The 24,539-nt window shown below is 54.5% G+C and carries 24 protein-coding genes; 20 read left to right on the top strand and 4 right to left on the bottom strand.

Annotated features, from left to right (window positions below):
* Position 1: 1 nt before the first annotated feature.
* From ppdK to GRI36_RS09075, 3 genes are all read right to left on the bottom strand, one after another.
* On the bottom strand, positions 2–2,671 hold the full coding sequence (gene ppdK, locus GRI36_RS09065) for a pyruvate, phosphate dikinase (protein WP_160598172.1): 2,670 nt from the start codon (positions 2,669–2,671) through the stop codon (positions 2–4).
* Between the two features lie 95 nt (positions 2,672–2,766).
* Positions 2,767–4,824, bottom strand: coding sequence for a glycine--tRNA ligase subunit beta (gene glyS / locus GRI36_RS09070; RefSeq protein ID WP_160598173.1), 2,058 nt, complete (start codon positions 4,822–4,824; stop codon positions 2,767–2,769).
* Complete coding sequence (locus tag GRI36_RS09075) at positions 4,821–5,687, bottom strand: glycine--tRNA ligase subunit alpha (RefSeq protein WP_202392246.1); 867 nt, start codon at positions 5,685–5,687, stop codon at positions 4,821–4,823. The genes glyS and GRI36_RS09075 overlap by 4 nt, the downstream gene beginning before the upstream one ends.
* A 220-nt stretch (positions 5,688–5,907) precedes the next feature.
* On the opposite strand from GRI36_RS09075, the gene GRI36_RS09080 reads away from it, so the two are divergent.
* From GRI36_RS09080 to GRI36_RS09145, 15 genes are all read left to right on the top strand, one after another.
* Positions 5,908–7,011, top strand: coding sequence for a TraB/GumN family protein (locus tag GRI36_RS09080; protein ID WP_160598174.1), 1,104 nt, complete (start codon positions 5,908–5,910; stop codon positions 7,009–7,011).
* Positions 7,012–7,221: 210 nt separating this feature from the next.
* Positions 7,222–7,344, top strand: coding sequence for a hypothetical protein (locus GRI36_RS13955; RefSeq protein ID WP_268893850.1), 123 nt, complete (start codon positions 7,222–7,224; stop codon positions 7,342–7,344).
* Positions 7,345–7,391: 47 nt separating this feature from the next.
* The gene (locus GRI36_RS09085; protein ID WP_160598175.1) at positions 7,392–7,586 is read left to right on the top strand and encodes a helix-turn-helix transcriptional regulator; all 195 of its coding nucleotides are present in this window, start codon (positions 7,392–7,394) and stop codon (positions 7,584–7,586) included.
* Positions 7,573–8,007 (top strand): hypothetical protein, encoded by a 435-nt coding sequence (locus GRI36_RS09090; protein WP_160598176.1) that lies wholly within the window; start codon positions 7,573–7,575, stop codon positions 8,005–8,007. Before GRI36_RS09085 ends, GRI36_RS09090 begins: the two co-directional genes overlap by 14 nt.
* Positions 8,008–8,046: 39 nt before the next feature.
* Complete coding sequence (locus tag GRI36_RS09095; protein ID WP_160598177.1) at positions 8,047–8,979, top strand: TraB/GumN family protein; 933 nt, start codon at positions 8,047–8,049, stop codon at positions 8,977–8,979.
* A 62-nt stretch (positions 8,980–9,041) separates the two neighbouring features.
* Positions 9,042–9,908, top strand: coding sequence for a TraB/GumN family protein (locus GRI36_RS09100; RefSeq protein ID WP_160598178.1), 867 nt, complete (start codon positions 9,042–9,044; stop codon positions 9,906–9,908).
* Positions 9,909–10,030: 122 nt separating this feature from the next.
* Positions 10,031–10,696, top strand: coding sequence for a 50S ribosomal protein L25/general stress protein Ctc (locus GRI36_RS09105; RefSeq protein ID WP_160598179.1), 666 nt, complete (start codon positions 10,031–10,033; stop codon positions 10,694–10,696).
* Between the two features lie 89 nt (positions 10,697–10,785).
* Entirely contained in the window at positions 10,786–11,355 is a 570-nt protein-coding gene (gene pth, locus GRI36_RS09110) for an aminoacyl-tRNA hydrolase (protein ID WP_160598180.1), read from the top strand.
* Positions 11,356–11,465: 110 nt separating this feature from the next.
* The gene (locus tag GRI36_RS09115; protein ID WP_202392150.1) at positions 11,466–11,885 is read left to right on the top strand and encodes a DUF1330 domain-containing protein; all 420 of its coding nucleotides are present in this window, start codon (positions 11,466–11,468) and stop codon (positions 11,883–11,885) included.
* A gap of 37 nt (positions 11,886–11,922) precedes the next feature.
* Positions 11,923–12,918, top strand: coding sequence for an SDR family oxidoreductase (locus GRI36_RS09120; RefSeq protein WP_160598182.1), 996 nt, complete (start codon positions 11,923–11,925; stop codon positions 12,916–12,918).
* Between the two features lie 74 nt (positions 12,919–12,992).
* Positions 12,993–14,093 carry a redox-regulated ATPase YchF gene (gene ychF / locus GRI36_RS09125; protein WP_160598183.1) on the top strand — a complete coding sequence of 367 codons (1,101 nt, stop codon included), beginning with the start codon at positions 12,993–12,995 and terminating at the stop codon, positions 14,091–14,093.
* Between the two features lie 68 nt (positions 14,094–14,161).
* Positions 14,162–14,959 carry a DUF1206 domain-containing protein gene (locus tag GRI36_RS09130; RefSeq protein WP_160598184.1) on the top strand — a complete coding sequence of 266 codons (798 nt, stop codon included), beginning with the start codon at positions 14,162–14,164 and terminating at the stop codon, positions 14,957–14,959.
* 53 nt (positions 14,960–15,012) lie between these two features.
* Positions 15,013–15,474, top strand: a complete 462-nt coding sequence (locus tag GRI36_RS09135) for a MaoC family dehydratase (RefSeq protein WP_160598185.1) — start codon at positions 15,013–15,015, stop codon at positions 15,472–15,474.
* A 185-nt stretch (positions 15,475–15,659) separates the two neighbouring features.
* Positions 15,660–16,292 carry a PAQR family membrane homeostasis protein TrhA gene (gene trhA / locus GRI36_RS09140; RefSeq protein ID WP_160598186.1) on the top strand — a complete coding sequence of 211 codons (633 nt, stop codon included), beginning with the start codon at positions 15,660–15,662 and terminating at the stop codon, positions 16,290–16,292.
* 27 nt (positions 16,293–16,319) lie between these two features.
* A complete protein-coding gene (locus GRI36_RS09145) occupies positions 16,320–16,715 on the top strand; it encodes a hypothetical protein (protein ID WP_160598187.1) in 396 nt (131 codons plus the stop codon).
* Positions 16,716–16,768: 53 nt separating this feature from the next.
* Here GRI36_RS09145 and mutL read toward each other — a convergent pair whose 3' ends face one another.
* Entirely contained in the window at positions 16,769–18,586 is a 1,818-nt protein-coding gene (gene mutL / locus GRI36_RS09150; protein ID WP_160598188.1) for a DNA mismatch repair endonuclease MutL, read from the bottom strand.
* A gap of 189 nt (positions 18,587–18,775) precedes the next feature.
* Between mutL and GRI36_RS09155 the strand changes: the two genes are divergently transcribed.
* The 5 genes from GRI36_RS09155 to rodA are packed head-to-tail and all read left to right on the top strand — an operon-like array spanning position 18,776 to position 24,452.
* The gene (locus GRI36_RS09155) at positions 18,776–19,819 is read left to right on the top strand and encodes a rod shape-determining protein (protein WP_160598189.1); all 1,044 of its coding nucleotides are present in this window, start codon (positions 18,776–18,778) and stop codon (positions 19,817–19,819) included.
* 22 nt (positions 19,820–19,841) lie between these two features.
* Entirely contained in the window at positions 19,842–20,729 is an 888-nt protein-coding gene (gene mreC / locus GRI36_RS09160) for a rod shape-determining protein MreC (protein ID WP_160598190.1), read from the top strand.
* Complete coding sequence (gene mreD, locus GRI36_RS09165) at positions 20,729–21,292, top strand: rod shape-determining protein MreD (protein WP_160598191.1); 564 nt, start codon at positions 20,729–20,731, stop codon at positions 21,290–21,292. The genes mreC and mreD overlap by 1 nt, the downstream gene beginning before the upstream one ends.
* Entirely contained in the window at positions 21,292–23,340 is a 2,049-nt protein-coding gene (mrdA, locus tag GRI36_RS09170) for a penicillin-binding protein 2 (RefSeq protein WP_160598192.1), read from the top strand. Before mreD ends, mrdA begins: the two co-directional genes overlap by 1 nt.
* Entirely contained in the window at positions 23,337–24,452 is a 1,116-nt protein-coding gene (gene rodA / locus GRI36_RS09175) for a rod shape-determining protein RodA (RefSeq protein WP_160598193.1), read from the top strand. Before mrdA ends, rodA begins: the two co-directional genes overlap by 4 nt.
* The last annotated feature ends 87 nt before the right edge of the window (positions 24,453–24,539 follow it).

Below are 24,539 nucleotides of genomic sequence, written 5' to 3' on the forward strand. Positions count from 1 at the left end.
TCTAATCTGCAGAACGAAGCGATGCTTGCGCGGCTGCCAGACGTGCAATCGGCACGCGGTAAGGCGACGCGCTAACATAGTCCAAGCCAACTTTCTCACAAAAGGCGATACTCGCCGGATCACCGCCATGTTCTCCGCAAATGCCTAGCTTAATGTCATCGCGGGTCTTGCGCCCACGTTCTGCCGCCAGCTCCACCAATTGACCCACGCCTTCAATATCGAGACTGACAAACGGGTCACGCTCGAAGATGCCCTGATCGACATACGGCCCAAGGAACCGCGCAGAATCGTCGCGTGAAACCCCCAGAGTAGTTTGGGTTAAGTCATTGGTCCCAAACGAGAAGAATAGCGCTTCATGAGCAATCTCACCAGCCATCAACGCGGCCCGGGGTAATTCGATCATTGTCCCGACCAAATACTCGATTTCGGTTTCCTGCTCGGCGAACACCTCTTGCGCAATCCGGTCGATAAGCTCCCGCAAGATCTGCAATTCACGGCGCGTTGCCACTAACGGAACCATCACTTCAGGAACCGGAGCGGCTCCTGAAGTTAGGGCCACTTCACACGCGGCCTCGAAAATCGCCCGCGCCTGCATTTCATAGATTTCAGGATAAGTAATGCCCAGGCGGCACCCCCGGTGGCCGAGCATCGGATTGAATTCGTGCAGCTCGCCCGCTCGGCGCTTGAGATGATCTACATCAAGGCCGGTAGTTACCGCCAGATCATCGAAATCGGCATCGGCATGTGGCAAAAACTCATGGAGCGGCGGGTCAAGCAAGCGGATTGTGCACGGCAATCCGGCCATAACCTCGAAAATCTGGCGAAAATCTGCACGTTGCTCTGGCAGCAACTTGGCTAGCGCATCACGGCGGCCTTGCTCGCTATCGGCAAGGATCATCTCGCGCACTGCGCTAATCCGGCTTGCATCGAAGAACATATGCTCGGTCCGGCATAGACCAATGCCCTCCGCGCCGAACTGGCGTGCCATTTTACAATCATTCGGAGTCTCGGCATTGGTCCGCACGCGCATTCGGCGGTACTTGTCTGCCCATTCCATCAAGACCCCAAAGTCTCCGGCCATTTCAGGTTCGATCGTGGCAACGGTTCCAGCCATCACCTGACCATTCGAACCGTCCAGAGTTAGGGTATCACCTTCTTTAAGTTCTCGGTTTCCGATCCGCAGCGTGCGTGTTTTAAGGTCAATCGACACCGCCGACGCGCCTGACACACAGGGCCTGCCCATTCCACGTGCGACCACTGCCGCATGTGACGTCATGCCGCCACGAGCAGTCAGGATGCCTTGTGCAGCGTGCATCCCATGAATGTCTTCCGGGCTTGTTTCCACGCGGACCAGAATGACCTTTTCGCCTGCATTTGCAGCTTGTTCAGCACTGTCTGCATCCAGCACAATTGTGCCCGATGCAGCGCCCGGCGATGCGGGCAATCCGCTGGTCAGCACATCGCGGTTCGCCTTGGGGTCGAGCGTTGGATGAAGCAGTTGATCAAGCGCCATCGGGTCGACGCGCAGGATCGCTTCCTTTTCAGTAATCAGACCTTCACCGGCCATGTCCACCGCCATCTTGAGCGCGGCCTTGGCGGTTCGTTTGCCGCTTCGAGTTTGCAGCATCCACAGCTTACCGTCCTGAACGGTGAACTCGATGTCCTGCATATCGCGGTAATGTTGCTCGAGGATCTCGAACACGCCCGCAAGCTCTCCATAGGCGGCAGGCATTGCCTCTTCCATGCTTGGCTGTTTAGCTCCGGCACGGTCGCGCGCGGCGAGCGTCAGATATTGCGGCGTGCGGATGCCAGCGACCACGTCTTCTCCCTGAGCATTGACCAGCCATTCTCCGTAATAGGCTTTCTCGCCAGTTGCGGGATCTCGGGTAAACGCAACACCCGTCGCGCTGGTGTCGCCCATATTGCCGAACACCATCGCCTGCACATTGACTGCGGTGCCCCATCCAGAGGGAATGTCATTTAGGCGGCGATAGACCTTTGCACGGTCCGCATCCCAGCTGTCGAACACCGCGGCGATTGCACCCCATAATTGTTCCTGCACATCTTGAGGAAACGGGTGGCCGAGCTCGTCCTGAACGATGGCCTTGTATTCAGCGACCAACGTCTGCCAGTCTTCAGATTCCATCTCTGTATCGTTGTAGAAGCCCTTGTCTTCCTTGGCGATTTCCAACGCCTCTTCGAAAAGTCCATGATCGACGCCCAGCACTACGTCACCGTACATCTGGATAAAGCGGCGATAACTGTCCCAAGCAAAGCGTTCATCGCCAGAAGTCTGAGCGAGCCCCTTCACAGTCTTATCATTCAGGCCGAGATTAAGGACTGTATCCATCATTCCCGGCATTGAAACCCGCGCGCCCGACCGGACCGAAACCAGCAGCGGATCATCGTTATTTCCGAATGACTTACCGACAGTGGCTTCGATATGCTTGACTGCACTCGCCACATCGGTGCGGAGCATTTCGGAGAAATCCGAACCGCCTGCAAGATAGCTGACGCATTCTTCTGTGGTGATTGTGAAACCGGGGGGTACAGGCAAACCAATCTGTGCCATCTCGGCAAGGTTCGCGCCCTTGCCGCCAGTGACGGTCTTGTCTTTCTGGCGCGGGTCGGTGTGATCCGCTGACCCGCCAAATGTGTAGACTGTCTTCACGGCTTCAATCCTCTTTACACGTCATCTGTTCAGTTTGATTGCTCAAGGCCTGAACAGATGGAACACATGGAACACAGTCCTGATATTAGAAACCGTCATCCCTCGATCTTGCTGAAATCCGCCACCTGATGCACCGCATTGCGGAACCGCGCGAGCAGATTAAGCCGTGCTGTCCGTTTGGCGGGGTTATCATCATTCACGGTCACATCCTCGAAAAACTGGTCAATCGGCGCGCGCAGACTGGCAAGTGACGTCATGGCGGCGGCGAAATCCTCTGATTTTAAGGCAGAAACTGCTTTCGGGCCCGCAGTGTCGAGCGCGTCGATCAGCGCCTTTTCAGCCACTTCGGGGGTGTAGGAAAGCGAGCTTTCCGTTCTGCCCGACCAGTCTTCCTTCTTGATGATGTTGGACGCCCGTTTGTAGCCGGCGAGAAGATTTGTGCCGTCTTCGGTGGAGAAGAAGGTAGCCAGAGCCCTCGCACGCGCCTCTACTCGATCAACACGAACATCTATCTCGCCATTCCAATGCCGTGAAGCAGCTACATAATCGTGCCGGACGCCTTCATCACGCAGCTGCACGGCCAATCGATCAAGCAAGAAGTCAGCGACTTTCTTGCCTAGCTTGGCGTCGAGCAGAGTGCCCCAAGCCTGCGCAGCTTCGTCGAGAGAAATCCGCAGATCGTTTGCCTGAACCAAACGGATGTAGCCAAGTGCGGCCCTGCGCAGCGCGAATGGATCCTTTGAACCGGTTGGTAGAATATCGATCTTGAAAAAACTGAACAAATTGTCGAGCTTGTCAGCCAGACTCACAGCCACTGTAATCGGCGCGGTTGGCACTTCATCGCTTTGCCCAACGGGCTTGTAATGATCACGGATGGCGTTAGCGACATCTACATGCAGACCTTCGGCCTTGGCGTAATATCCACCCATAAGTCCTTGAAGCTCCGGGAATTCTCCAACCATCTCGGTAACAAGATCAGCTTTCGAAAGCTTGGCAGCCTGAAAGGCATGATTATGATTGCCATTCGGCGCTTTAGCATCCGATGTGAGCCATGATGCCAGCTTGGCCACTCTGTCGACCTTTTTGGCAACTGTTCCCAGCTTTTCATGGAAGGTAATCCTATCAAGCCCTTGCGCATGCAGCGCCAAAGTCTTCTTCCGGTCTACATCCCAGAAGAATTTCGCATCGGACAAACGCGCCGCAAGAACCTTGCGGTTGCCATCAACAACAACTGCTGGATCAACAGCATCAATGTTGGCGGTGCAGACGAAAGCGTTGGCGAGTTTGCCGACCTTCTCGCACACGAAATATTTCTGGTTCACGCGCGCGGTCAGCTGGATCGTCTCGGGCGGCACTTCAAGGAAATCATCCTCGAACCGGCCGAGCAAAGGCACCGGCCATTCGGTGAGACCGGCGTTTTCGACCACCAGACCCTCATCCTCGACCAGATCGAGACCGGCATCGGCAGCAACTTTTCTTGCGCCGTCGCGGATGATCGCTTCGCGTTCGCTATGATCGACGACCACATGCGCGGCGCGCAATTGTTCGGCATAGGTGGCGGCGTTGGTGACCGCGATATCGCCCGCATGGTGGAAGCGGTGCCCCTTGGTAACATTACCCGAAGCAATGCCATGGGTTTCGCACGCGACAATTTCATCACCCAACAGCGCGACAATGCCCGACAGCGGCCGCACCCAGCGCAAGCTTTCTGTGCTGATCGATGCCGCGCCCCAGCGTTGTGATTTGGGCCATGAGAAGTCCCGGATAATCGTGGGGATAGCCTCGGCCAGAACGTCCTTCACCGCCCTGCCCGGCGTGTTGATGACCGCAAAATAGGTATTGCGGCCCTTCACATCGCGCAATTCGAGCTGATCGCGCGCTATGCCAAGCTTGCGGCAGAAACCGTCAATCGCCTGATCGGGCGCGCCCTCTGGCGGACCTTTGGCTTCTTCGCTGACGGCTTCGGTCTGCGCGGGCAGATCGCGCGCAATCAAAGCCAGACGACGCGGCGTGGACCAGATGGTCAACTCGCCGGTTTTGACACCAGCTGCGTCCATTTCGCGCCGAAACAGCTTTTCCAGCTCTGCACGAGCGCCCTTCTGCATCCGCGCAGGGATTTCCTCGGAGCGGAGTTCTAGGAGGAAATCGCTCATGCGCTCCACTCCGGAAATTTCTCTGCCCATTCGTCTTTCTTCAGCTCCATGTGCTTTTCGCAAGACCCACGCGCTAAATCGCGGACGCGGGCCATATAGCTGGCGCGCTCCTGAACGCTGATTACGCCGCGCGCCTGAAGAAGATTGAAAATATGGCTCGCCTCGACCGCCTGCTCGTAAGCCGCGATGGGCACATCATTGGCGAGCGCGTTCTTGCATTCAGCCTCTGCCTTGCCGAACAGATCGAAAAGCGCATCGGTGTCCGCAACCTCGAAGTTCCACTTCGACATCTGTTTTTCGTTTTCGAGGAACACTTCGCCGTAGCTTACCCCCCGCCCGTTAAAATCGAGATCGTAAACATTGTCGACGCCCTGGATATACATTGCGAGGCGTTCAAGGCCGTATGTCAGTTCGCCCGCGACGGGTTTGCAATCATACCCGCCCATCTGCTGGAAATAGGTGAATTGGGTCACTTCCATTCCGTCACACCAGACTTCCCAGCCAAGGCCCCATGCGCCGAGCGTCGGACTTTCCCAATCATCCTCCACGAAGCGGATATCGTGCTTGAGTGGATCAATACCAATGACTTCGAGGCTTTTGAGATAAAGGTCCTGAATGTCCGGCGGGCTAGGTTTCAGGATCACCTGATATTGGTAATAATGCTGCAGCCGGTTGGGATTTTCGCCATATCGGCCATCAGTCGGACGGCGGCAGGGCTGCACAAATGCAGCATTCCACGGCTCCGGCCCCAATGCACGCAAGGTCGTTGCCGTATGGAACGTACCTGCACCCATTCGCATGTCATAGGGCTGTAAAATCAGGCACCCTTGCGCGCTCCAGAAATCATGGAGCGCAAGGATCATATCCTGAAACGAGTTCGCCGGATCACGCTGCGGGGCTTGGGCCGGAAGTGGAGGAGCATTGGTCGCCATGGGCGCGGCTTTGGCGGATGCCCCCAAATGCGTCAATGCCGCACTGCACCATTTGCCAAGCAAATACACGAGATCGTGGGCAGAAGTGCTTGACACGGAGCCAGCTTTTCTTCGCTATGTTTCTCCAAGCCGTTCACTCTCTGGAGCTTTAATGAAACTGTTTATCTCCTGTTTCGCAATTTCTGCCCTGTTCATGCTGCCGGCCAGCACCGGATTTGCCGATGAGCGGTGCAATGGCAAAATCTGCGGGCCCGACACAAACATCGAGCTAAAGGCTAAACGCAAAGGTGGCTACCGCGACGGACAGTCGCCAGAAGAACTTGCAGAGGCAGAACAAATTGCGTTCGACGCCGCCGTTGAAGCGAATGTTTTCAAACCGGTAATCCAGGATTACGAGCCAAGTCCGGCAATCTGGAAATTGGCCGACGAAGACACGACCATTTACATGTTCGGCACGTTCCACATCCTGCCCCAGGGATTTCAATGGCGCAGTGATGCGTTCAACGCCATTGTTCAGCAAGTGGATGAGTTGGTAGTCGAAACCAGCGATGCCGATAGCGAGGAATCGCTGGGCGAAGTTATGGAAGAGATGTTCAGCGACATTTTCAGCGATGAACGAACACCAGTTTCTGAACGCATATCCGCTGAAAATAAGGAGAAATGGCTGAGGCTCGGCGAACTCGCAGACATGCCCGGTCCTATCTTCGACCGGATGCCGTTATTCCTCTCGCTGATGGGAGCTGGACTGTCGATTTCCGAGCAAGCAGGATCGTCAGGCGAATATGGTGTCGAAACCGTGCTTGAGGCCGAATTCAAAGAAGCGAGCAAGCCCATCGGTTCGATCGAAGATAGCGGCGCTGTGATGTCAGCCCTGATTGGTGTCGACGAGGACAAGCTAATCATAGATCTGGATAAAGACCTGCGCGAATGGGATGGCGTGAGCCTTGCTTCGATGTTCGAGATCGTAGACGACAATGGTGACGAAGAAGCTGGCCCCTTCCGGTCAGAGCATCTTTGGGCTCAGGGGAAATTGGACGAACTGGCCGAAGATGAATTCGGCGATTCAGAGGTTGGCCGGGAAATTTACCGCATCCTTATAACCGACCGCAATCGCGCGTGGGCAATGTGGCTGGACGACCGGCTAAATCAGCCGGGAACAATCTTGCTAGCCGTAGGCGCTGCCCATTTTGAAGGGCCGGATTCGGTTTTGAACATGCTCAAAGAGCGCGATCTTTCTGCTAATCGGTTGAATTAGAACCGGGCTACCCTGCATTTTTAGTTCAACCGTCGAGGCTTCATTTGCGCTTCGGACTGGCGGCCGCTGGCAACAGTATAAGTCGGGCAATCATGACAATGTGTCAGGTAGTGTTGACATGGTCAGCGAATCACGACATATAGTCATGTATACCTGACATCTAGTCAGGAAATACTGACACAACACAGCCTCTCAGAAAGGACGCACACCATGCCTACTAAAGCCCAAATCATCGAACGTGCCCCACAAGTTCTCGCCAGCACAACCTTCATGCTGGCGGGATACGCTATCGGCAATATTACGGTAACAATCACCAAACTGCTGTTCGGATAAGCGATGCAAAGCCGTAATCCCATAACCACAGGACGAAGGAGGTCAGAATGAACAACCGCCTTAAAGTTCTCCGTGCGGAGCGCGATTGGAGCCAAGCCGAGCTTGCAGGCCATCTCGATGTTTCCCGCCAGGCAGTCAACGCCATTGAAACGGGTAAGCATGACCCCTCCCTACCCCTAGCCTTTCGCATTTCACGGCTGTTCAAAATGCCGATTGAGGAGATTTTCCATGACTCAGAATGATCAGCAAACATCTGCCGAAAGCGGCGAGCAAAAGCTTGCGCGGCGCAAACGTTCATTCTGGTCCTTCGTGTTGCTCGGCACGGTGATTGCTGGCGTCGCGGGGTTTGCAAGCGGGTTCGTCACATCGCGGGTTGAACAAGGGCTGATTTCGGAGTGGGCAATCTACCCGATACTTGCCGTCACTATCATCGGCTTCATCTGGTTTAGCTACCTCTATTATATGAGGATCGACGAGCTCGATTTGATGGATAATCTATGGGGCAACACCATCGGAATGTACGCCTATGTTATCATCACTACCTCGTGGATGCTATTCGAACAGGCTGGGATTACTGGCGCGCCGCAGCATTGGCCGATCCTGACTGCAACAGTCGCAATATCACTCATCGCTTACACCGCGCGCCGATTGGGCCTGCGTTAATAATCTTCTCAAAAATCCTAATCCAATGAGGAAATCTCTATGACTAAAATTATGAAGAAACTCAGCTTGTCGGCGGCTGTGGTCGCGATGTCATTCTCTGGTACGGCTTGCGCGCAACAGCAAGAGCCAACCCCAGTGTCCACCACCCGGGTTGCTGCAGCCGAAGTTGAAATGGGCGGCCCGGCACTGTGGAAAGTCGCGGACGAAGACACGACTATCTACCTGTTTGGCACTGTTCACGTCCTGCCTGAAGGTATGGAATGGTACGAAGGCAGAATTGCGCAGGCGCTCCAATCGTCAGACAAGCTGATTACCGAAATCTATCTGCCTAAAGGAAACGAGGCTGCCGCAGGCGCGGCGTTTATGGAGAAGGGCTCACTGCCAGCAGGTGATAACTTGCGCGATTTGCTGAGCGAAGAACAAAAGGCAGTCTATGAATCGGCTATGACCAAGATGAAACTGCCGGTCGGCGCATTCGATACTATGGAGCCTTGGCTTGCGGCAGTGAACATCTCGATGATCCCATTATTGCAGGCAGGTTACACACCTGAATCGGGCGTCGAAAAGGTACTTGAGCAAAAGGCTGGCGACATGATGCGAGGCGAATTGGAAAGCGTCAACTTTCAAGTCGACTTGTTCGATACGCTTCCTCTTGAATCCCAGATAGTCTTCATGATGGAAGCCGCTGCCGGCGTTGATGAAATCGTTCCTTCGCTCGACAGCATGGTGGGCGAATGGGCCAGCGGTGATCCAGAAGAACTGGGCAAGATGATGAACGAGGGTTTCAGCGATCCGGTTCTCGCAAATGCCCTGCTCTATTCACGCAACGCAACCTGGGCAGAATGGATAGATACCCGCCTTGATACACCGGGAACCATCTTTATCGCGGTCGGCGCCGGACATTTGGCCGGCGAAAAAAGTGTGCAAGATGCATTGGAACTGCGCGGAATTAAGTCTATTCGCATCCAGTGATATATAAGGTACTCCAAACCCGCCTGATGGTCAGGCATTTCTTAAAGGGGCTGGCAGCACTTTTGTTGCCAGCCCCTTTGCTACTTGCGTCCTGCACTGATCCCGAAGTCACTGAAATCAATCAGACCACGCCCTCACCTGCGCTGTGGCAGGTTGAAACGAGTGACGGCGAGATCGAGGGCTGGTTGTTTGGCACTATTCATGCGCTTCCAGATGGCTTTGAATGGCGGACCGCGAAACTGACCTCGATAATTGATCGGGCCGGCGTGCTGGTGGTCGAAATATCCGGCTTGAATGATGATAAGGCAGTCTCCGACGTGTTTAGCGAATTGGCGACGACCCCGGATTTGCCGCCGCTGCAAGAGCGGGTTGAGTATCGTTACCGCAAAGACCTAAGCGCATTGATGGCCACAGGAAATTACCGAGGGGGAAGCTTTACCGCGACCGAAAGCTGGGCTGCTGCGCTTACTCTTGCTCAGATTAGTGCTTCGGGCGACCCGAAGAACGGTGTTGATCGTGCTTTGTTAAACGAGTTCGCGAGCAAGCCGGTAATCGAGTTAGAAGGCGCTCGCATACAGCTTGGGATATTTGACAGCCTAGCAGAGGCCGATCAACGCGATTTGCTTGAAGCAATCATCTTAGAAGCTGCGACATCCGACCCGGACGAAGCGGACAAATTGTCCGTAGTTTGGCGGAGCGGCGATATGGATCGGCTAGCACAGGAAAACTCGGAAGGTCTGCTGGCGGACCCCGAATTGCGTGACGCGTTATTGACCGGCCGGAATTTGGCGTGGGAACGCAAGTTAGCAGGCCTATGGCCTCAGCATGGACCGATGCTGGTGGCAGTTGGCGCAGCGCATTTGGCAGGCGAAGATGGTTTGCCAGTGCTACTCGCGAAAAAAGGGTTCAAAGTCACTCGCATCCAATAGCGGGTTTTGCTTGCCTTACTCCCGCATTCCCCTTAAGGGCGCGCTCTTTCCGGCCGTGGTCATCCCTGGAGGCGTGGTGACGGAAAATTGGTATTACAAATGCACTCCGAAAGGCACTAATTATGAGCGAAGCTCTTACTCTGCCGGCTGAGACGCGCGAACGGGCTGGCAAGGGAGCCTCCCGTGCACTGCGTCGTGAAGGCCGTGTCCCCGCTGTAATCTATGGCGGTAAAGAAGAACCAGCACCTATCCACGTCGAAGAAAAAGAGCTGATGAAACAGCTTATGACCGGCCATTTCATGAACTCGATCGTTATGATCGAAGTTGGTGGAAAGCAGATCCGTGTCCTTCCAAAGGATGTTGCGTTTCACCCGGTTAACGATCGCCCTATGCATGCGGATTTCTTCCGTCTGTCGAAGGATGCGAAGATCGAAGTCGCCATTCCTGTTGTCTTTATCAACGAAGAAGCTTCGCCCGGCCTCAAGAAGGGCGGCGTTCTCAACGTGGTCCGTCACGAGCTCGACCTTATCTGTGTTTCGGATAAGATCCCTGATGAGATTCAAATCGACGTCACCGGCAAAGAAGTCGGCGATTCAATCCACATCAGCGAAATCGCTCTACCCGATGGTTCGGAAAGCGCGATTACTGACCGCGACTACACCATTGCAACTCTCGTTGCTCCTTCGGCTCTTAAGAAAGCTGAAGGCGAAGGCGGTGATGAAGAAGCTGCTGAAGGTGCCGAAGGCGAGACACCAGCCACTGAAGCGGAACCTGATACGGACGCTTGATCTGATCCGTTCTGACATAATCGAAACGCCGGCCCACGAAAGTGCGGTCGGCGTTTTGCTTTTCAGGCACCTCTCGCTAGGAAACTAGGATGCAAATTTGGACAGGCCTTGGAAATCCCGGACCCGGCTATGCGATGCATCGGCACAATGTCGGCTTTATGGCTGTCGACGTAATTGCCGATATGTATGGCTTCGCCCCGGTTCAAAAGAAATTCCAGGGATGGACGCAGGAAGGCCGGATCGGTGGCGAGAAGATATTATTGCTCAAGCCTGCCACCTATATGAATGAAAGCGGGCGCTCTGTTGGCGAAGCATTGCGTTTCTATAAGTTAAACCCTGATGCGTTGACGGTTTTCCATGACGAGCTTGATCTGGCCCCGTTCAAAGTAAAGGTCAAACAGGGCGGCGGCCATGCCGGACACAATGGCTTGCGCAGTATCGATCAACATATCGGTCCCGATTTCCGCCGGGTGAGGCTGGGCATTGGCCATCCGGGTCATAAGGACCGCGTGCATAGTTATGTCCTTGGCAATTACACCACGGCGGAACAGGATGATCTGGCCGCTATGCTTGGTGCTGTGGGCGCGGAGGCTGAATGGCTCGCCAAGGGAAATGATCCGCGTTTTATGAGCGAAATCGCATTGCGAATGCAGGATTGACGAACAATGGTCTGCCTATTGGTTAGACTTGAAAACTCAATGAGTTGAATCACTGCCTGATCGGGGCGTAGAAAGTGACTGGTTCATCGAAAATAGAAGGAAGTGATTTTGTGAACACACCACATCTCGAGGTTTCGCAAGAAGCAGGACGGGACTTCTTCATGCGCGGCATCTCTGGACCGGTGACGATGTTGAACCTTTTGCGGTTTAAAGACATCGCAGATTACTCGGAATCGCCTGAACTTGGCCCAAGAACTCCGATCAGCGGCGCAAGAGCTTTCGATCTTTATATCGCCCATACGCTCCCGTTTCTGCAGAAGAGCGGGGGCAGCCTCGACCTGCTTGCCGATGGTGGCAAATGGCTAATTGGCCCTCAAGACGAGACATGGGACTGCGCCATGCTGGTTCGCCAAGCAAACGTGGAAAGCTTTATGGCATGGAATTCGGACGCGGAATATCTCGCCGGTATCGGGCACCGCACCGCCGCCATCTCGGATTCTCGGTTACTGCCTCTGGTCGAACGCAACTAGAGAGACTAACCTCTTCGCAACAAATGGAGACAGACGCATGACCGACATTGACCGCCGCACATTACTCGCAGGGACAGCCGCTGTTGCATCAATCGGTGCAGTAATGACAGGAGCGGCCGCCAAAACGATGCAGCACACTCCTAACCTTGCAGGAAAATCGATCCTCATCACCGGCTGTTCTTCAGGTTTTGGCCGCCTTGCCGCAGAAGACTTCGCCCGCAAAGGTGCCAAAGTGTTTGCAACCATGCGCAACCTTCCGCGCACGGCAGCAGACGAGTTGCGCAAGCTGGCAGCGGATGAAAAACTCGACCTGCACGTAATCGAGATAGACGTTACCGACGATGCACAAGTTTCCGCCGGTGTTGCTGAGGCAGAGCGCATTGCAGGCAGCGCAATCGACGTGCTGATCAACAACGCCGGTGTATCGACCGCGGGTCCCATAGAAATTCAGGATATGCAGGCAACCCAGCTCCTGTTCGATACCAACGTCTTCGGGCCACAGCGGCTGATGCGCGCTGTCCTTCCCGCAATGCGGGCCGCCAAGTCGGGTCAGATATTCAACATTACCTCACAATTGGGCCGCGTGATGCTTCCCGGTTTTGGGCAATATTCTCCGACTAAATTCGCGCTTGAAGCGATTAGCGAACAGATCGCCTACGAGCTCGTTCAACACAATATCGATGTTACCATTATCGAACCGGGCGGCTATCCAACTGCAATCTGGGCCAATGCTAATGCTTTGACACAACAACTGCTCGACCGCGCCGATGCAAAGCATCTCGATGGTTACGCAGCTATGGTTGAACAATTGCGCGCGCGCGGAAATAATGGCGGCGATACCGATCCGATGGATGTTCCTAACGCAATTGCAGAAATCATCGCCATGCCGCCGGGCACTCGCCCGCTTCGCAAGCCGGTGCATCCCGGACCGAAGCCACAACTCGCGATCAACAAGGTTTGCGCAGAGGTTCAGGTCGGCTGGCTTGGCGCATCTCCCTATGGTCCATGGATCAAGGCCGTTCATAACGTCTAAGCTGCCCGCGAAGGCTGGCCATAAGCCGCGCCCGGCGCTAAAGGGCGCGGCTTAATCATATACCGGAGTTTTCGATGGGTTTCCGTTGCGGAATTGTCGGGCTGCCAAATGTCGGCAAGTCCACCTTGTTTAATGCATTGACAGAAACGCAGGCCGCGCAGGCTGCGAATTATCCATTCTGCACAATTGAACCGAATGTCGGGCAGGTGTCGGTGCCTGACGAACGGTTGGATACAATCGCCAAGATTGCCGGCAGTGCGAAGATCATTCCAACGCAATTGGCATTCGTTGACATTGCAGGTCTGGTCAAAGGTGCAAGTCAGGGCGAAGGACTGGGAAACCAGTTCCTGGGAAACATCCGCGAAGTTGATGCAATCGTACACGTCCTGCGCTGCTTTGAAGACGATGACATCCAGCATGTCGCGAATAAGGTTGATCCGGTTGCCGACGCTGATGTGGTCGAAACGGAACTGATGCTGTCCGACCTCGAAAGCCTCGAGAAACGTGTTCCGGCCGCGGAAAAGAAGGCAAAGGCTGGTGACAAAGAAGCCAAGATACTTGCCAGCGTGCTAGGCCAAGCGCTGGAATTGCTGCGCGAAGGCAAGCCTGCCCGGCTTACAGAGCCAAAGGACGAAGAAGAACAGCGCGTATTCGATCAGGCGCAATTGCTGACAGCGAAGCCCGTTCTGTATGTCTGCAACGTGGCGGAAGAAGATGCTGCCAACGGTAATGCATTGTCACAAGCTGTCGCCGCTAAGGCCGCTTCAGAGGGTGCGCAATCGGTAGTTGTTTCGGCGGCGATTGAATCCGAAATTGTTGGGATGGAAGAAGAGGACCGCGGCGAATATCTTGCGGAACTCGGCCTGACTGAAAGCGGCCTCGCCCGCGTTGTTCGCGCTGGTTACGAATTGCTGCAATTGCAAACCTATTTCACTGCCGGCCCCAAGGAAACACGCGCGTGGACTTTCCCGATTGGCGCCAAAGCTCCGCAAGCAGCAGGGGAAATCCACAGCGATTTCGAACGAGGCTTCATCAAAGCTGAAACGATGGCGTATGATGACTACGTCGCCTGCGACGGAGAAAGCGGCGCACGTGAAGCGGGCAAGCTCCGCCAAGAGGGTAAGGATTATCTGGTCAAAGACGGCGATATTCTGAACTTCAAATTCAATGTCTAAATTTTCAATTTCACCGGCACTTTTCGAGCCCCCATGCGTTTTGGCAACGACTTAAGGGGGTAATTCAGTTGGTTGATAAGTCTGAAAAATTTCGTTGGCTTGTCCGTGTTGGATATTTCTCGCGAGCAATCCTTTATTCAGTGCTGGGGCTTATCGCCCTGACGAGTGCGGGCGAAATTAGCAAAGGCACTAACGGCATCTTCGTGGCCGTTGAAGGCTTTCCGGGCGGAACTTTGATTTTGTGGCTGATGGTCATTGGACTCTTTGCTTATTCATTATTTCGCTTCGCATCGCCTGCATTTGATATTGAGAACAACGGATCCGACACGAAAGGTTGGGTGAAGCGCGTCGGACACGCTGGGAGTGGCATCGGCCATATCGCCTTGGCTTACTCAGCCTACAAATTTGCAACTACATCCGGCGGAAGCAGCGGTGGGGCAGAGAAAGCGGCGGCTGGAGTTCTATCATTCGACTTTGGCGGGGCCGTGCTGGGCCTGCTCGGTATCGCGTTTTTTGCGACTGCATTCTTCCAAGCCAAGAAGGGTATCAGCGGAGAATTCATGCATCGCATCAGTAATTCAGCACCAGATTCTACTCGCTGGCTTGGCGGCTTCGGATATATCGCTAGAGCCGTCGTTTATGCTGTCATCGGCTGGTCACTTTTCCAAGCTGGCTTTATGTCGGCCGGATCTGACAATGTGAAAACGCTTGGGGATGCAGTTGCTTCGCTTGCCGGAGAAGGGACAATTTTCATTCTCACTGCAGTAGGCCTCTTGCTCTTCGGATTGTTCAGCCTTGTGTTGGCCCGCTATCGCATAATCCCCGACTTGGATGGGACTGGCAAAACTCCCAGCTTTCGCGCTTAATTATCGGGTTTATGGTTTTAAGAACGGGCATTCGCAGGCGCTTAGGAAAAACGATGTTGTATTTTGAAGACATAGAAGTTGGAAGTACTCAAAAATACGGCAACTATGATGTTACCCTCGAAGAAGTAACCCAGTTTGCGAGAATGTATGATCCGCAGCCATTCCATCTGGACCAAGAAGCTGCTGCACAGACACATTTTGGTCGCATTTCAGCAAGCGGCTGGCACACTTGTTCAATGACAATGCGGATGATGGTCGACAATATGAAGGTCAATAAACAGGCCGGACTCGGATCGCCGGGTGTCGATAATCTACGCTGGGTCAAGCCTGTCTATCCCGGCGATACGCTGCGCGTGGAAACCAAAATTCTGGAAAAACGCCGGAGCAAATCGCGGCGCGACATGGGTATTTTCAAATCGCGCGGGCGGACATTTAACCAGCATGACGAAATAGTCCTCGAAATGGTCTCCAACGGATTGATCCGTGTCCACGATCCAGAGGCTCCGATTGAATGATGCTGCCTGACAGCCCCGGGTCGTCGAGATATCCCTCCCCGATCGAGCTATCCAGCACTTCGACGAAATATTGCAGCGCCCTGCCCGCAGATAGTGGCGTAAACTCGTGCCCGTTGGGCAGGTAGATTATTACCGGGCTTGGGGCATATCAAATTCGCTGATTAGCCACTTTGAGTGAGGATTTCATGTACCCTAGCCCCACCAATGCAGAGCGCTATGCTGATGGTGCTGTCCATATAATCGGCCTGACCGCGGTGCTGACTGGCTGCCTTACGCTCGTGATTTTTTCAGCATTTGAATTTGGCGCTGCGCTGTTTGCCGCTTGTGTTATTTACGCAATATCGATGACGGCATCCTTTGCCATTTCGGCATCCTACCATCTGCTACCGCATCACCATTGGCGCTTGGGCCTGCGCCGGATGGATCATGCTGCGATTTACGCGTTAATCGCTGGAACTTTCACACCGCTGTTGGTTTTTGTCGGATCCCTGACTGCCTACACTATCCTAGCTGCGGTATGGGTGCTGGCCATCCCTGCAATGCTTTACAAGATTTTCGGGACACACATCGAACCGCGTTGGTCGATGGCATCCTATCTTGGCCTTGGCTGGATCGGCGCGATAGCTATTCCCGATTTCTGGGCAAGCTTGTCAACTAGCGCATTGGTTGCATGCGGTGCGGGAGGCTTCTTCTACACCTTCGGGGCAATCCTGTTCAGCCGCAAAACCCAGCCTTTCAGATATTCGATCTGGCATATCTTTGTGTTACTTGGAACGCTATCTTTCTTCATCGCTATTTGGTTAAGCCTGTTTGGCTAACCCAATCATTCAGAAATGGACCCAATTATGTCGCCAAACCTCATCAAAAATGGGTTCATACTCGCGGGTTTGAGTAACATTTTCGGCGTTCTGATATGTTCAAAATTGCTGACGAATGATGTGATGATGAACACCCAGCCCGGCGTGATGGGCTTTTTCGGACTTATCTCAATCGTCTTGTGGGGGTTCGCCTACATCGCAGTCAGCAAAAGCTACGTCCACGTAAGATGGCTTGTCGGTGTGTTTGTGATCGAAAAACTGGCCTATGTGATCGCGTGGATCAGCTTCATGCAATCGCAGTCGCTAGGCGCAGTATATGAGCAGGACTTCCTCGCAGGTGTATTTTACACGATTTACGGGGCCAATGACCTCACATTTATGCTGTTCTTCGCATTTGTGTTTTTGAAACGAGAGAATGGATGAGGTAAGGACCGCACCGGAACAGTTTACGAACTGTATCCTTTCGTTGCCGCGTTTTAGTGCCGCCCGAAAAGCTTCTCAACATCATCCATGCTGAGTTTCACCCATGTCGGACGGCCATGATTGCATTGCCCCGATCTCGGAGTGCGTTCCATTTCTCTGAGCAGCGCATTCATCTCCGCGACATTGAGCACGCGCCCTGCCCTGACCGATCCGTGACAAGCCATTGTCGCCAGTACTAGGTCGAGCTTCTCGCCGAGCAGGATAGCGTCCCCGTGTTTGGCGATGTCATCAGCAATGTCCTGCAGAAGTTTGTGCGGGTTGGCCTTGCCCAAGGCGTGCGGAACCGCGCGGACTAGCATTGCGTCGGGGCCGAAGCGTTCAAGAACCAGACCCAGTTCTGCCATTTTCGGGATGCCCTCCTCCAAACGGTCGCAATCGACTTCTTCCAACTCGACCACTTCGGGCATCAGCAAAGCCTGGCTGCGTTTTAAGGCATCTTCGGCACCGGCGGCGCGCAGACGTTCGAGCACCAAACGCTCATGTGCGGCATGCTGGTCGACAATCACCAGGCCATCTGCAGCCTCGGCCACGACATAGGTATTTGCGACTTGGCCGCGCGCGATGCCAAGCGGGAATTCCTCTGAGCCTTTGGGTAGTGGCTCGGCCATCTCCGCCCTGCCCTGCGGCGCGGCGAGCACTTCGCCTGTTTGAGCATTATATTCACGAGCGGATTCTGCAACGTATGATGGCCTGCTCTGCGCCCAGTCGCGGCCTTCGAAAATAGAGCGGAATGCTGGCGAGACTTCTTCGCGCGCGGGTTCGGATTGCCATCGCCCCATGGCGGCGGCGTCAGGTGATTGTGCGCTACGGCGGTCTCCGGTCCCAAGTGCTTTTCGTAAACCGGAGACAATGAAGCCGCGAACGGCTTGACTGTCGCGAAAGCGGACTTCGGTCTTGGCTGGATGGACGTTTACATCGACATCTTCGGCAGGAATTTCCAGGAACAGCGCCAGTACCGCGTGCCGATCGCGGGCAAGCATATCGGCATAAGCGCCGCGCACTGCTCCGGTCAGCAGCCGGTCCTTAACCGGGCGGCCATTGACGAACAGATATTGATGGTCCGCCACGCCTCGATTGTAAGTAGGAAGGCCTGCAACCCCCGTCAGCCGCAAGCGCCCAGATGGCGTTTCGCGTTCCAGATTAATCGAAACCGCATTATTGGCCAATTCTCGCGCGACAATTTCGGCGACCCGCATTTCGATGGTCTCACCCGCCTGGAGTGAGAAAACGCGGCGGTCGCCATGTTCGAAAGAAATCGCGATATCGCTCCGGGCCATTGCAAGGCGGCGGACAACATCCAGACAAGCGCCATATTCGCTGCGAGCGGTGCGTAGAAACTTGCGCCGCGCCGGGACTTTGCCAAATAGGTTTTCGACGCGAACACGGGTACCAAGCGGCAAAGCTGCGGGCCCGTCCTCGACCAATTCGCCATGATCTGTGACTTTACGCCAGCCTTGCTTCGCATCCTTTGGGCGGCTTTCCAATGTAAACCGTGCTACGCTGGCAATCGATGGCAATGCTTCGCCGCGAAAACCAAGCGTGGAGACTTGTTCAATTGCCTCGTCGGGCAGTTTTGATGTGGCGTGACGCTCCAATGCCAGCGCCATCTGTTCAGGCGACATGCCGCAGCCGTCATCGGTCACTTCAATCCGCGTAAGGCCGCCATCGATGATTTTCACAGTGATCCGCGCCGCACCCGAATCTATCGAATTTTCAACCAGCTCCTTCAGCGCCGCAGCTGGGCGTTCGACAACCTCACCCGCAGCAATTCGGTTGACCAAGGCTTCTGGAAGGCGGCGGATTTGCGGCATTTTTGAAGCCTAGCGGTGAAGCGCCGCGAATTCGAGGCCGATGGTGGAAAAAGCGGTGCAAGATACGCATAAATTTTTGGCCTTTTCCGGCGCCTTCGGTTAAGAGGCCCCAATCCCTGTCATATCCGGGTCGGATCTATCGCGGCACTTCGCGGTAAAGACCCTAAAACTATACGGAATCTGCGTCCCATGAGCTTCTTCTCGAACCTCTTTAAATTCAGCTCGCGCAACATGGCGATCGACCTCGGCACAGCCAACACGCTGGTCTATGTAGAAAATGAGGGCATCATCCTCAACGAACCTTCGGTCGTAGCGATGGAAACCATTGGCGGCTTTAAGAAGGTCAAAGCAGTCGGTGATGAAGCCAAGATGATGATGGGCAAAACTCCAGACAGTATCGAAGCTATTCGCCCCTTACGCGACGGTGTCATTGCCGACATCGAAATCGCCGAGAAGATGATCGAATATTTCATCAAGAAAGTGAATGGCCGCAACACGCTGTTTAGTTTCCCTGAGATCACAATTTGTGTGCCTTGGGGTTCAACATCGGTTGAGCGCCGCGCAATTCGTGACGCAGCAAGCAATGCCGGCGCGAAAGAAGTGTTTCTAATTCTGGAGCCTATGGCTGCGGCGATTGGTGCAGGTATGCCGGTGACTGAGCCTGTCGGTTCGATGGTTGTTGATATTGGCGGCGGAACGACAGAGGTTGCGGTTCTTTCTCTGCGCGGCCTCGCTTATACCACTTCGGTTCGCACTGGCGGTGACAAGATGGACGAAGCAATCGTTTCATATGTTCGCCGACACCACAATCTGCTGATTGGTGAAGCCACGGCTGAGCGGATCAAGAAGGATTACGGTACTGCTATCGTTCCAGAAGACGGCATTGGCGAAATCATTACACTTAAGGGCCGTGATCTCGTCAATGGCGTGCCTAAAGAGATCACAATTAATCAAGCGCATTTGGCAGAAGCCTTGGCTGAACCGATCGGTGCGATCGTCGAAGGCGTGCGCATCGCACTCGAAAATACTGCGCCAGAACTCGCAGCGGACATTGTCGACCAGGGCATTGTTCTGACCGGCGGTGGTGCATTGATCCGCGGTCTTGATGAACATCTTCGTGAAGAAACCGGCCTGCCCGTCAGCATCGCAGAAGATCCGCTGTCTTGCGTCGCAATCGGCACGGGCCGCGCAATGGAAGATCCGGAATATCGTGGCGTTCGCATGACCGCCTAACAGGCAAGAGGGGAGAAGCGGCATGGCGTCGTCATCCCGGCGCTCCAGCTATTCGCGTAAAGCGCAATACGGGGTATTTACAGGATACGTTATAGCGGGAATTGGCGCTTTAATCGGCGCGGTCCTGCTTGGCCTTTCGCTGTGGCGGCCCGCAACATTCAGCGGCCCCCGCGGTGCAGCACAAGAGGTTTTACGGCCTGCTGGCGAAGCCGCGTCTGCCACCCGAAGCGGAGGGCAAGGGATTATTGGATCCATCACCGGATATTACCGCGCTGGCACTCAGAATGCGGAACTCAAGAAAGAGGTTGAGATAGCCCGTATCCGGCTGGCCGAAGCAAAAGCGCTGGAGCAAGAAAACTCGCGACTAAAAGAGCTGCTCAATCTGACCAAGTCCGAGACACCCTCTGTCGCCACAGCGCGCTTAATCGGCTCGACCGCATCAAGCATTCGCCGTTTTGGCTACATAAGTGCGGGCAGCAATGATGGCGTAAAAATCGGGATGCCAGTTCGCGGCCCTCGCGGCGTAGTTGGGCGCATCCTCGAAACATCACCCAATACATCGCGCATTCTGCTGCTGACCGATAGCCAAAGCGTTCTGCCCGTTCGTCTCGACCGGGAGAATGTCATCGCATTTGCGGAAGGGCGCGGCGATGGCTTGCTGCAAATCCGGCTAATCAATCTGGGCATCAACCCGCTCAAGAAGGGAGATGTGCTCGTCACAAGCGGCGCCGGCGGATATTACAAGCCCGGTATGGCTGTCGCGATTGTGGCCGAGGTAACAGATGACGGTGCCATTGGCCGTGTCATCAGCGATCCAGCAGCAACAGACTTCGTTTCGGTTGAGCCTATCTGGCAGCCGGACTCGGTTAAGGCAGCCGCACAATCGCCGGACATTGCGCTGCAACCCTGATGGACCAAATCAACCCGCATTCCCGAAGCGACGAATATGGCAGCCGGATAAACCGTGCCCACTCTCCCTTTCTGGTTATCGCCATACCGATCTTATCGATCCTGCTTAGTTCAATCTTGCCAATGCTACCCATCGCAAGCGCAGTTCCTATCATGCCTCCACTTGGTCTTTTGTGTCTTTTGGCATGGCGGATCGTTCGGCCCGGATTGCTGCCTGTGTGGGTTGGTTTTCCTTTGGGCGCATTCGACGATTTGTTCAGTGGGCAACCATTTGGCAGCGCGATCCTGCTTTGGTCGATCTCAATGATAGCAATTGAAATTATTGAAGCGCGATTTCCTTGGAGGACATTTGTCCAGGATTGGCTGATGATTATCGCAATCATCATTTCATATTTGTTGGCAGCCGCGCTCTTTTCTGGAGCACCGATCACAGTTCACGGTCTGATCGCGCTTGGCCCACAGCTGTTGCTTTGCATCTTACTTTTCCCAATAATCGCGCGAATGATTGCCCGGCTCGACAGATTGCGGCTTAGACGTTTCAAACGTATCGGAGTAATTCCCTGATGTTTGGAGGTCGACGTTCTGCGCCAACAACGCCATCTTTGCTAGCTAATCGCTACAACCGCCGCAGCTTTGTGCTTGGTGGAGTTGGCGCGAGTATCGGTACTTTGCTCGCAGTACGAATGGGTTACATCGCGATTGCCGATAACGAGAAATACGCAACCGAATCCGAAAGTAATCGGGTCAATTTGACGCTGATACCGCCACGTCGAGGCTGGATTCTTGACCGCAACGGTGCCCCCCTCGCCTCCAACAGAGCCGATTTCCGGGTTGATGTCATTCCTGAGCGACTTCCCGATGCAGTGCAGACAATTGAAACGTTGGGTAAGCTGCTCGATTATAATTCTGCGAAGATTCAAGATCTGAAAGATTCGATTGAAAAGGCGCGCGGGTTCCAACCAGTCGAAATCGGCACGGGCCTATCCTTCGATCAATTTGCTGCAATTAGCGTGCGGCTCCCTGATTTGCCCGGAGTGGTCCCGCAACGGGGTTTCACGCGTTACTATCCGACCGGCGCATCGGTTGGGCATTTAATCGGTTATGTCGGGCCTGCATCCGCCGAGGAATACGAACTTGATCGCAATCCTCTGTTGGTCACCCCCGGTTACAAAATTGGCAAGGATGCGCTTGAGAAGCAATTCGAGCAAGAGTTACGGGGAACGCCCGGCGCACGCCGGGTCGAAGTGACTGCCAGCGGACGGATTGTCCGCGATCTCGATACCAGACAAGATGTGCAAGGTGCCCCGGTTAAACTTACAATAGACGGTCCGCTGCAAGATTACGCAGCGCGCCGGCTCGGCCTGGAATCGGGCTCGGTTGTGGTCATGGATACGCTTACCGGCGATCTGCTGTGCATGGCATCGATGCCAAGTTTCGATCCCAATTCCTTCTCCGATGGAATTGGCCGCGTCGAATATTCGATGCTAAGCGAGAACGAGCGTGTTCCGCTAAGAAATAAAGTTCTGAAAGGACTTTATCCGCCAGGCTCAACGGTAAAGCCAATGGTCGCCATGTCTTTCCTAAAGGCTGGGATTAGGCCCGATGAAACCGTTCAATGCCGTGGCGGCTTGAGAGTTGGCAATCGGGTTTTCGGCTGCTGGAAACGCAGTGGCCACGGTACCGTCGATATGGCCAAGGGCATCTATCAAAGCTGCGACGTCTATTTCTATCATTTCGCACAGCGTGTGGGGATGGACCCTATTGCAGCGATGGCGCGGCGTTATGGAATGGGACAAGAATTTCCGCTGCCGGTGACCAGCCAATTTTATGGGACCGTGCCCGATCCTGCATGGAAACTAGAAAAATACGGAAGCCCTTGGGCGACATTTGACACTGTCAACGCGACCATCGGACAAGGTTACATGCTGGCAAACCCGTTACAGCTTGCTGTAATGGCAACGCGGCTGGCGACCAGCAAACAAGTGATGCCTCGCTTGGTATTGAACGAGAAAGTCCCAGATTATGAATCGATGGGCGTAACCGAAGAACACAAGCTGGCAGTGCGCAAAGCCATGAGTGACGTGGTCAATGGGCCAGGCACCGCCGGGCGGGCGCGATTACCAATTCCCGACATATTGATGGCTGGAAAAACCGGCACTGCGCAAGTGGTTTCGCTGAGCAAATCAGATGGTAAATCGGGTCCTTGGAAATATCGCGACCACGGTTTGTTCATCTTCTTCGCTCCGTTTGATAACCCGCGCTATGCCGGGGCGGTTGTTATCGAGCATGGAGGCGGCTCCGGTGCGGCCTACCCGATTGCCCGCGATGTCATGACATTCCTGTTCGATCCTGCGAAAGGTCTCGCCGCTCTGGAATTGCTGGAGAAGCAATGGGGCGGCACAGCGCAAGAACGGCTTGAAAAAAAATACGCGGCCTACGCCGCGCAAGCTGGCGAAGATATCCCGCCACAACCCAAACGCGACGAAGACATTTTCGCGCGGGTGGATGCAGAGGCAAGAGCCGCAGCGACGGCGCCAGTGGCACAAGCAACGGACGCAGCGATCAACCGCTCGACCAATGTCGATTCTATTTCCGGCGGAACTGAGGAATGAATTCAATTATTCCGACCCCGGTCGCGCGCCAACCGTGGCAAATGCTGATACCACTTTTCCTGTTGGTCGCATTTGGAGCGGCTGTTCTTTATTCTGCGGCAGGTGGCGCATTTCAGCCCTTCGCGTCTTCCCACCTTTTGCGCTTTGCAGTCACTCTCGTGATGGCGTCGATCATGGTGCTTTTTTCGCGCAATTTTGTGAAAATGATGGCCTACCCCGCGTATGGTGCAGTTTTGCTTCTGCTACTCGGCGTGGAGGCAATGGGTGCGATTGGAGGCGGGAGCCAGAGATGGCTCGAACTTGGCCCTCTTCGGATACAGCCCTCGGAATTGATGAAACCAGTTGTAGTGTTAGCATTGGCCAAGTTCTACGAGGGCTTGCCTAGCGGAATGATCGAAGGATGGCGGGCCATAATCCCAGCTGGCGGCCTTATCGCCCTGCCAGTGGGGCTAGTGTTGCTCCAACCTGATTTGGGAACTTCGCTTGCAATTGTATTCGGCGGTATAGTTGTGATGTTTCTTGCGGGCCTGCCGTTGCGCTGGTTCCTTGCAGGCGGAGCTGCTGCCGCTGTCGCCGCCCCGCTCGCATTTTTCTTCGGCCTGAAGGAATATCAGCAACGCCGCGTAACCACCTTTATGGATCCCGAAAGCGATCCACTGGGCGCTGGTTATCACATCACGCAATCAAAAATTGCAATTGGATCTGGCGGATTCTCGGGCAAAGGCTTTAACGAAGGTTCACAGAGCCATCTGAATTATCTTCCCGAACCGCATACAGACTTTGTATTCTCGACCATGGCGGAAGAATGGGGCTTCATCGGAGGCTTATTCGTTATCATCATGTTTGGCTTAATACTGCGTTGGGGACTTCGCGTTGCAAAAGCCGCGCCTGACCGGTTTTCCAAGTTACTCGCAGCAGGAATGGTCGCGACAATCTTCTTCTATGTCTGCATAAATTTGATGATGGTTATGGGACTCGCTCCGGTGGTTGGCATCCCGCTGCCATGGATGAGCCATGGCGGCTCGTCCATGATGACAAATATGATCTGCATCGGCACGCTAATGATGGTCAACCGGTGGAACCGCGAACACAACCGCGTCGGCTTAGAATAGCAAGCCATAGTCTTGGCTTTGGAGATCTGTAACCGGAACATAGTTACGGGTCAGAAGGGCCCGTAGTCATCAGCCTTGGCCGCGATC

The organism is Pontixanthobacter gangjinensis, from assembly GCF_009827545.1.
In the GTDB taxonomy this organism is placed as follows: domain Bacteria; phylum Pseudomonadota; class Alphaproteobacteria; order Sphingomonadales; family Sphingomonadaceae; genus Pontixanthobacter; species Pontixanthobacter gangjinensis.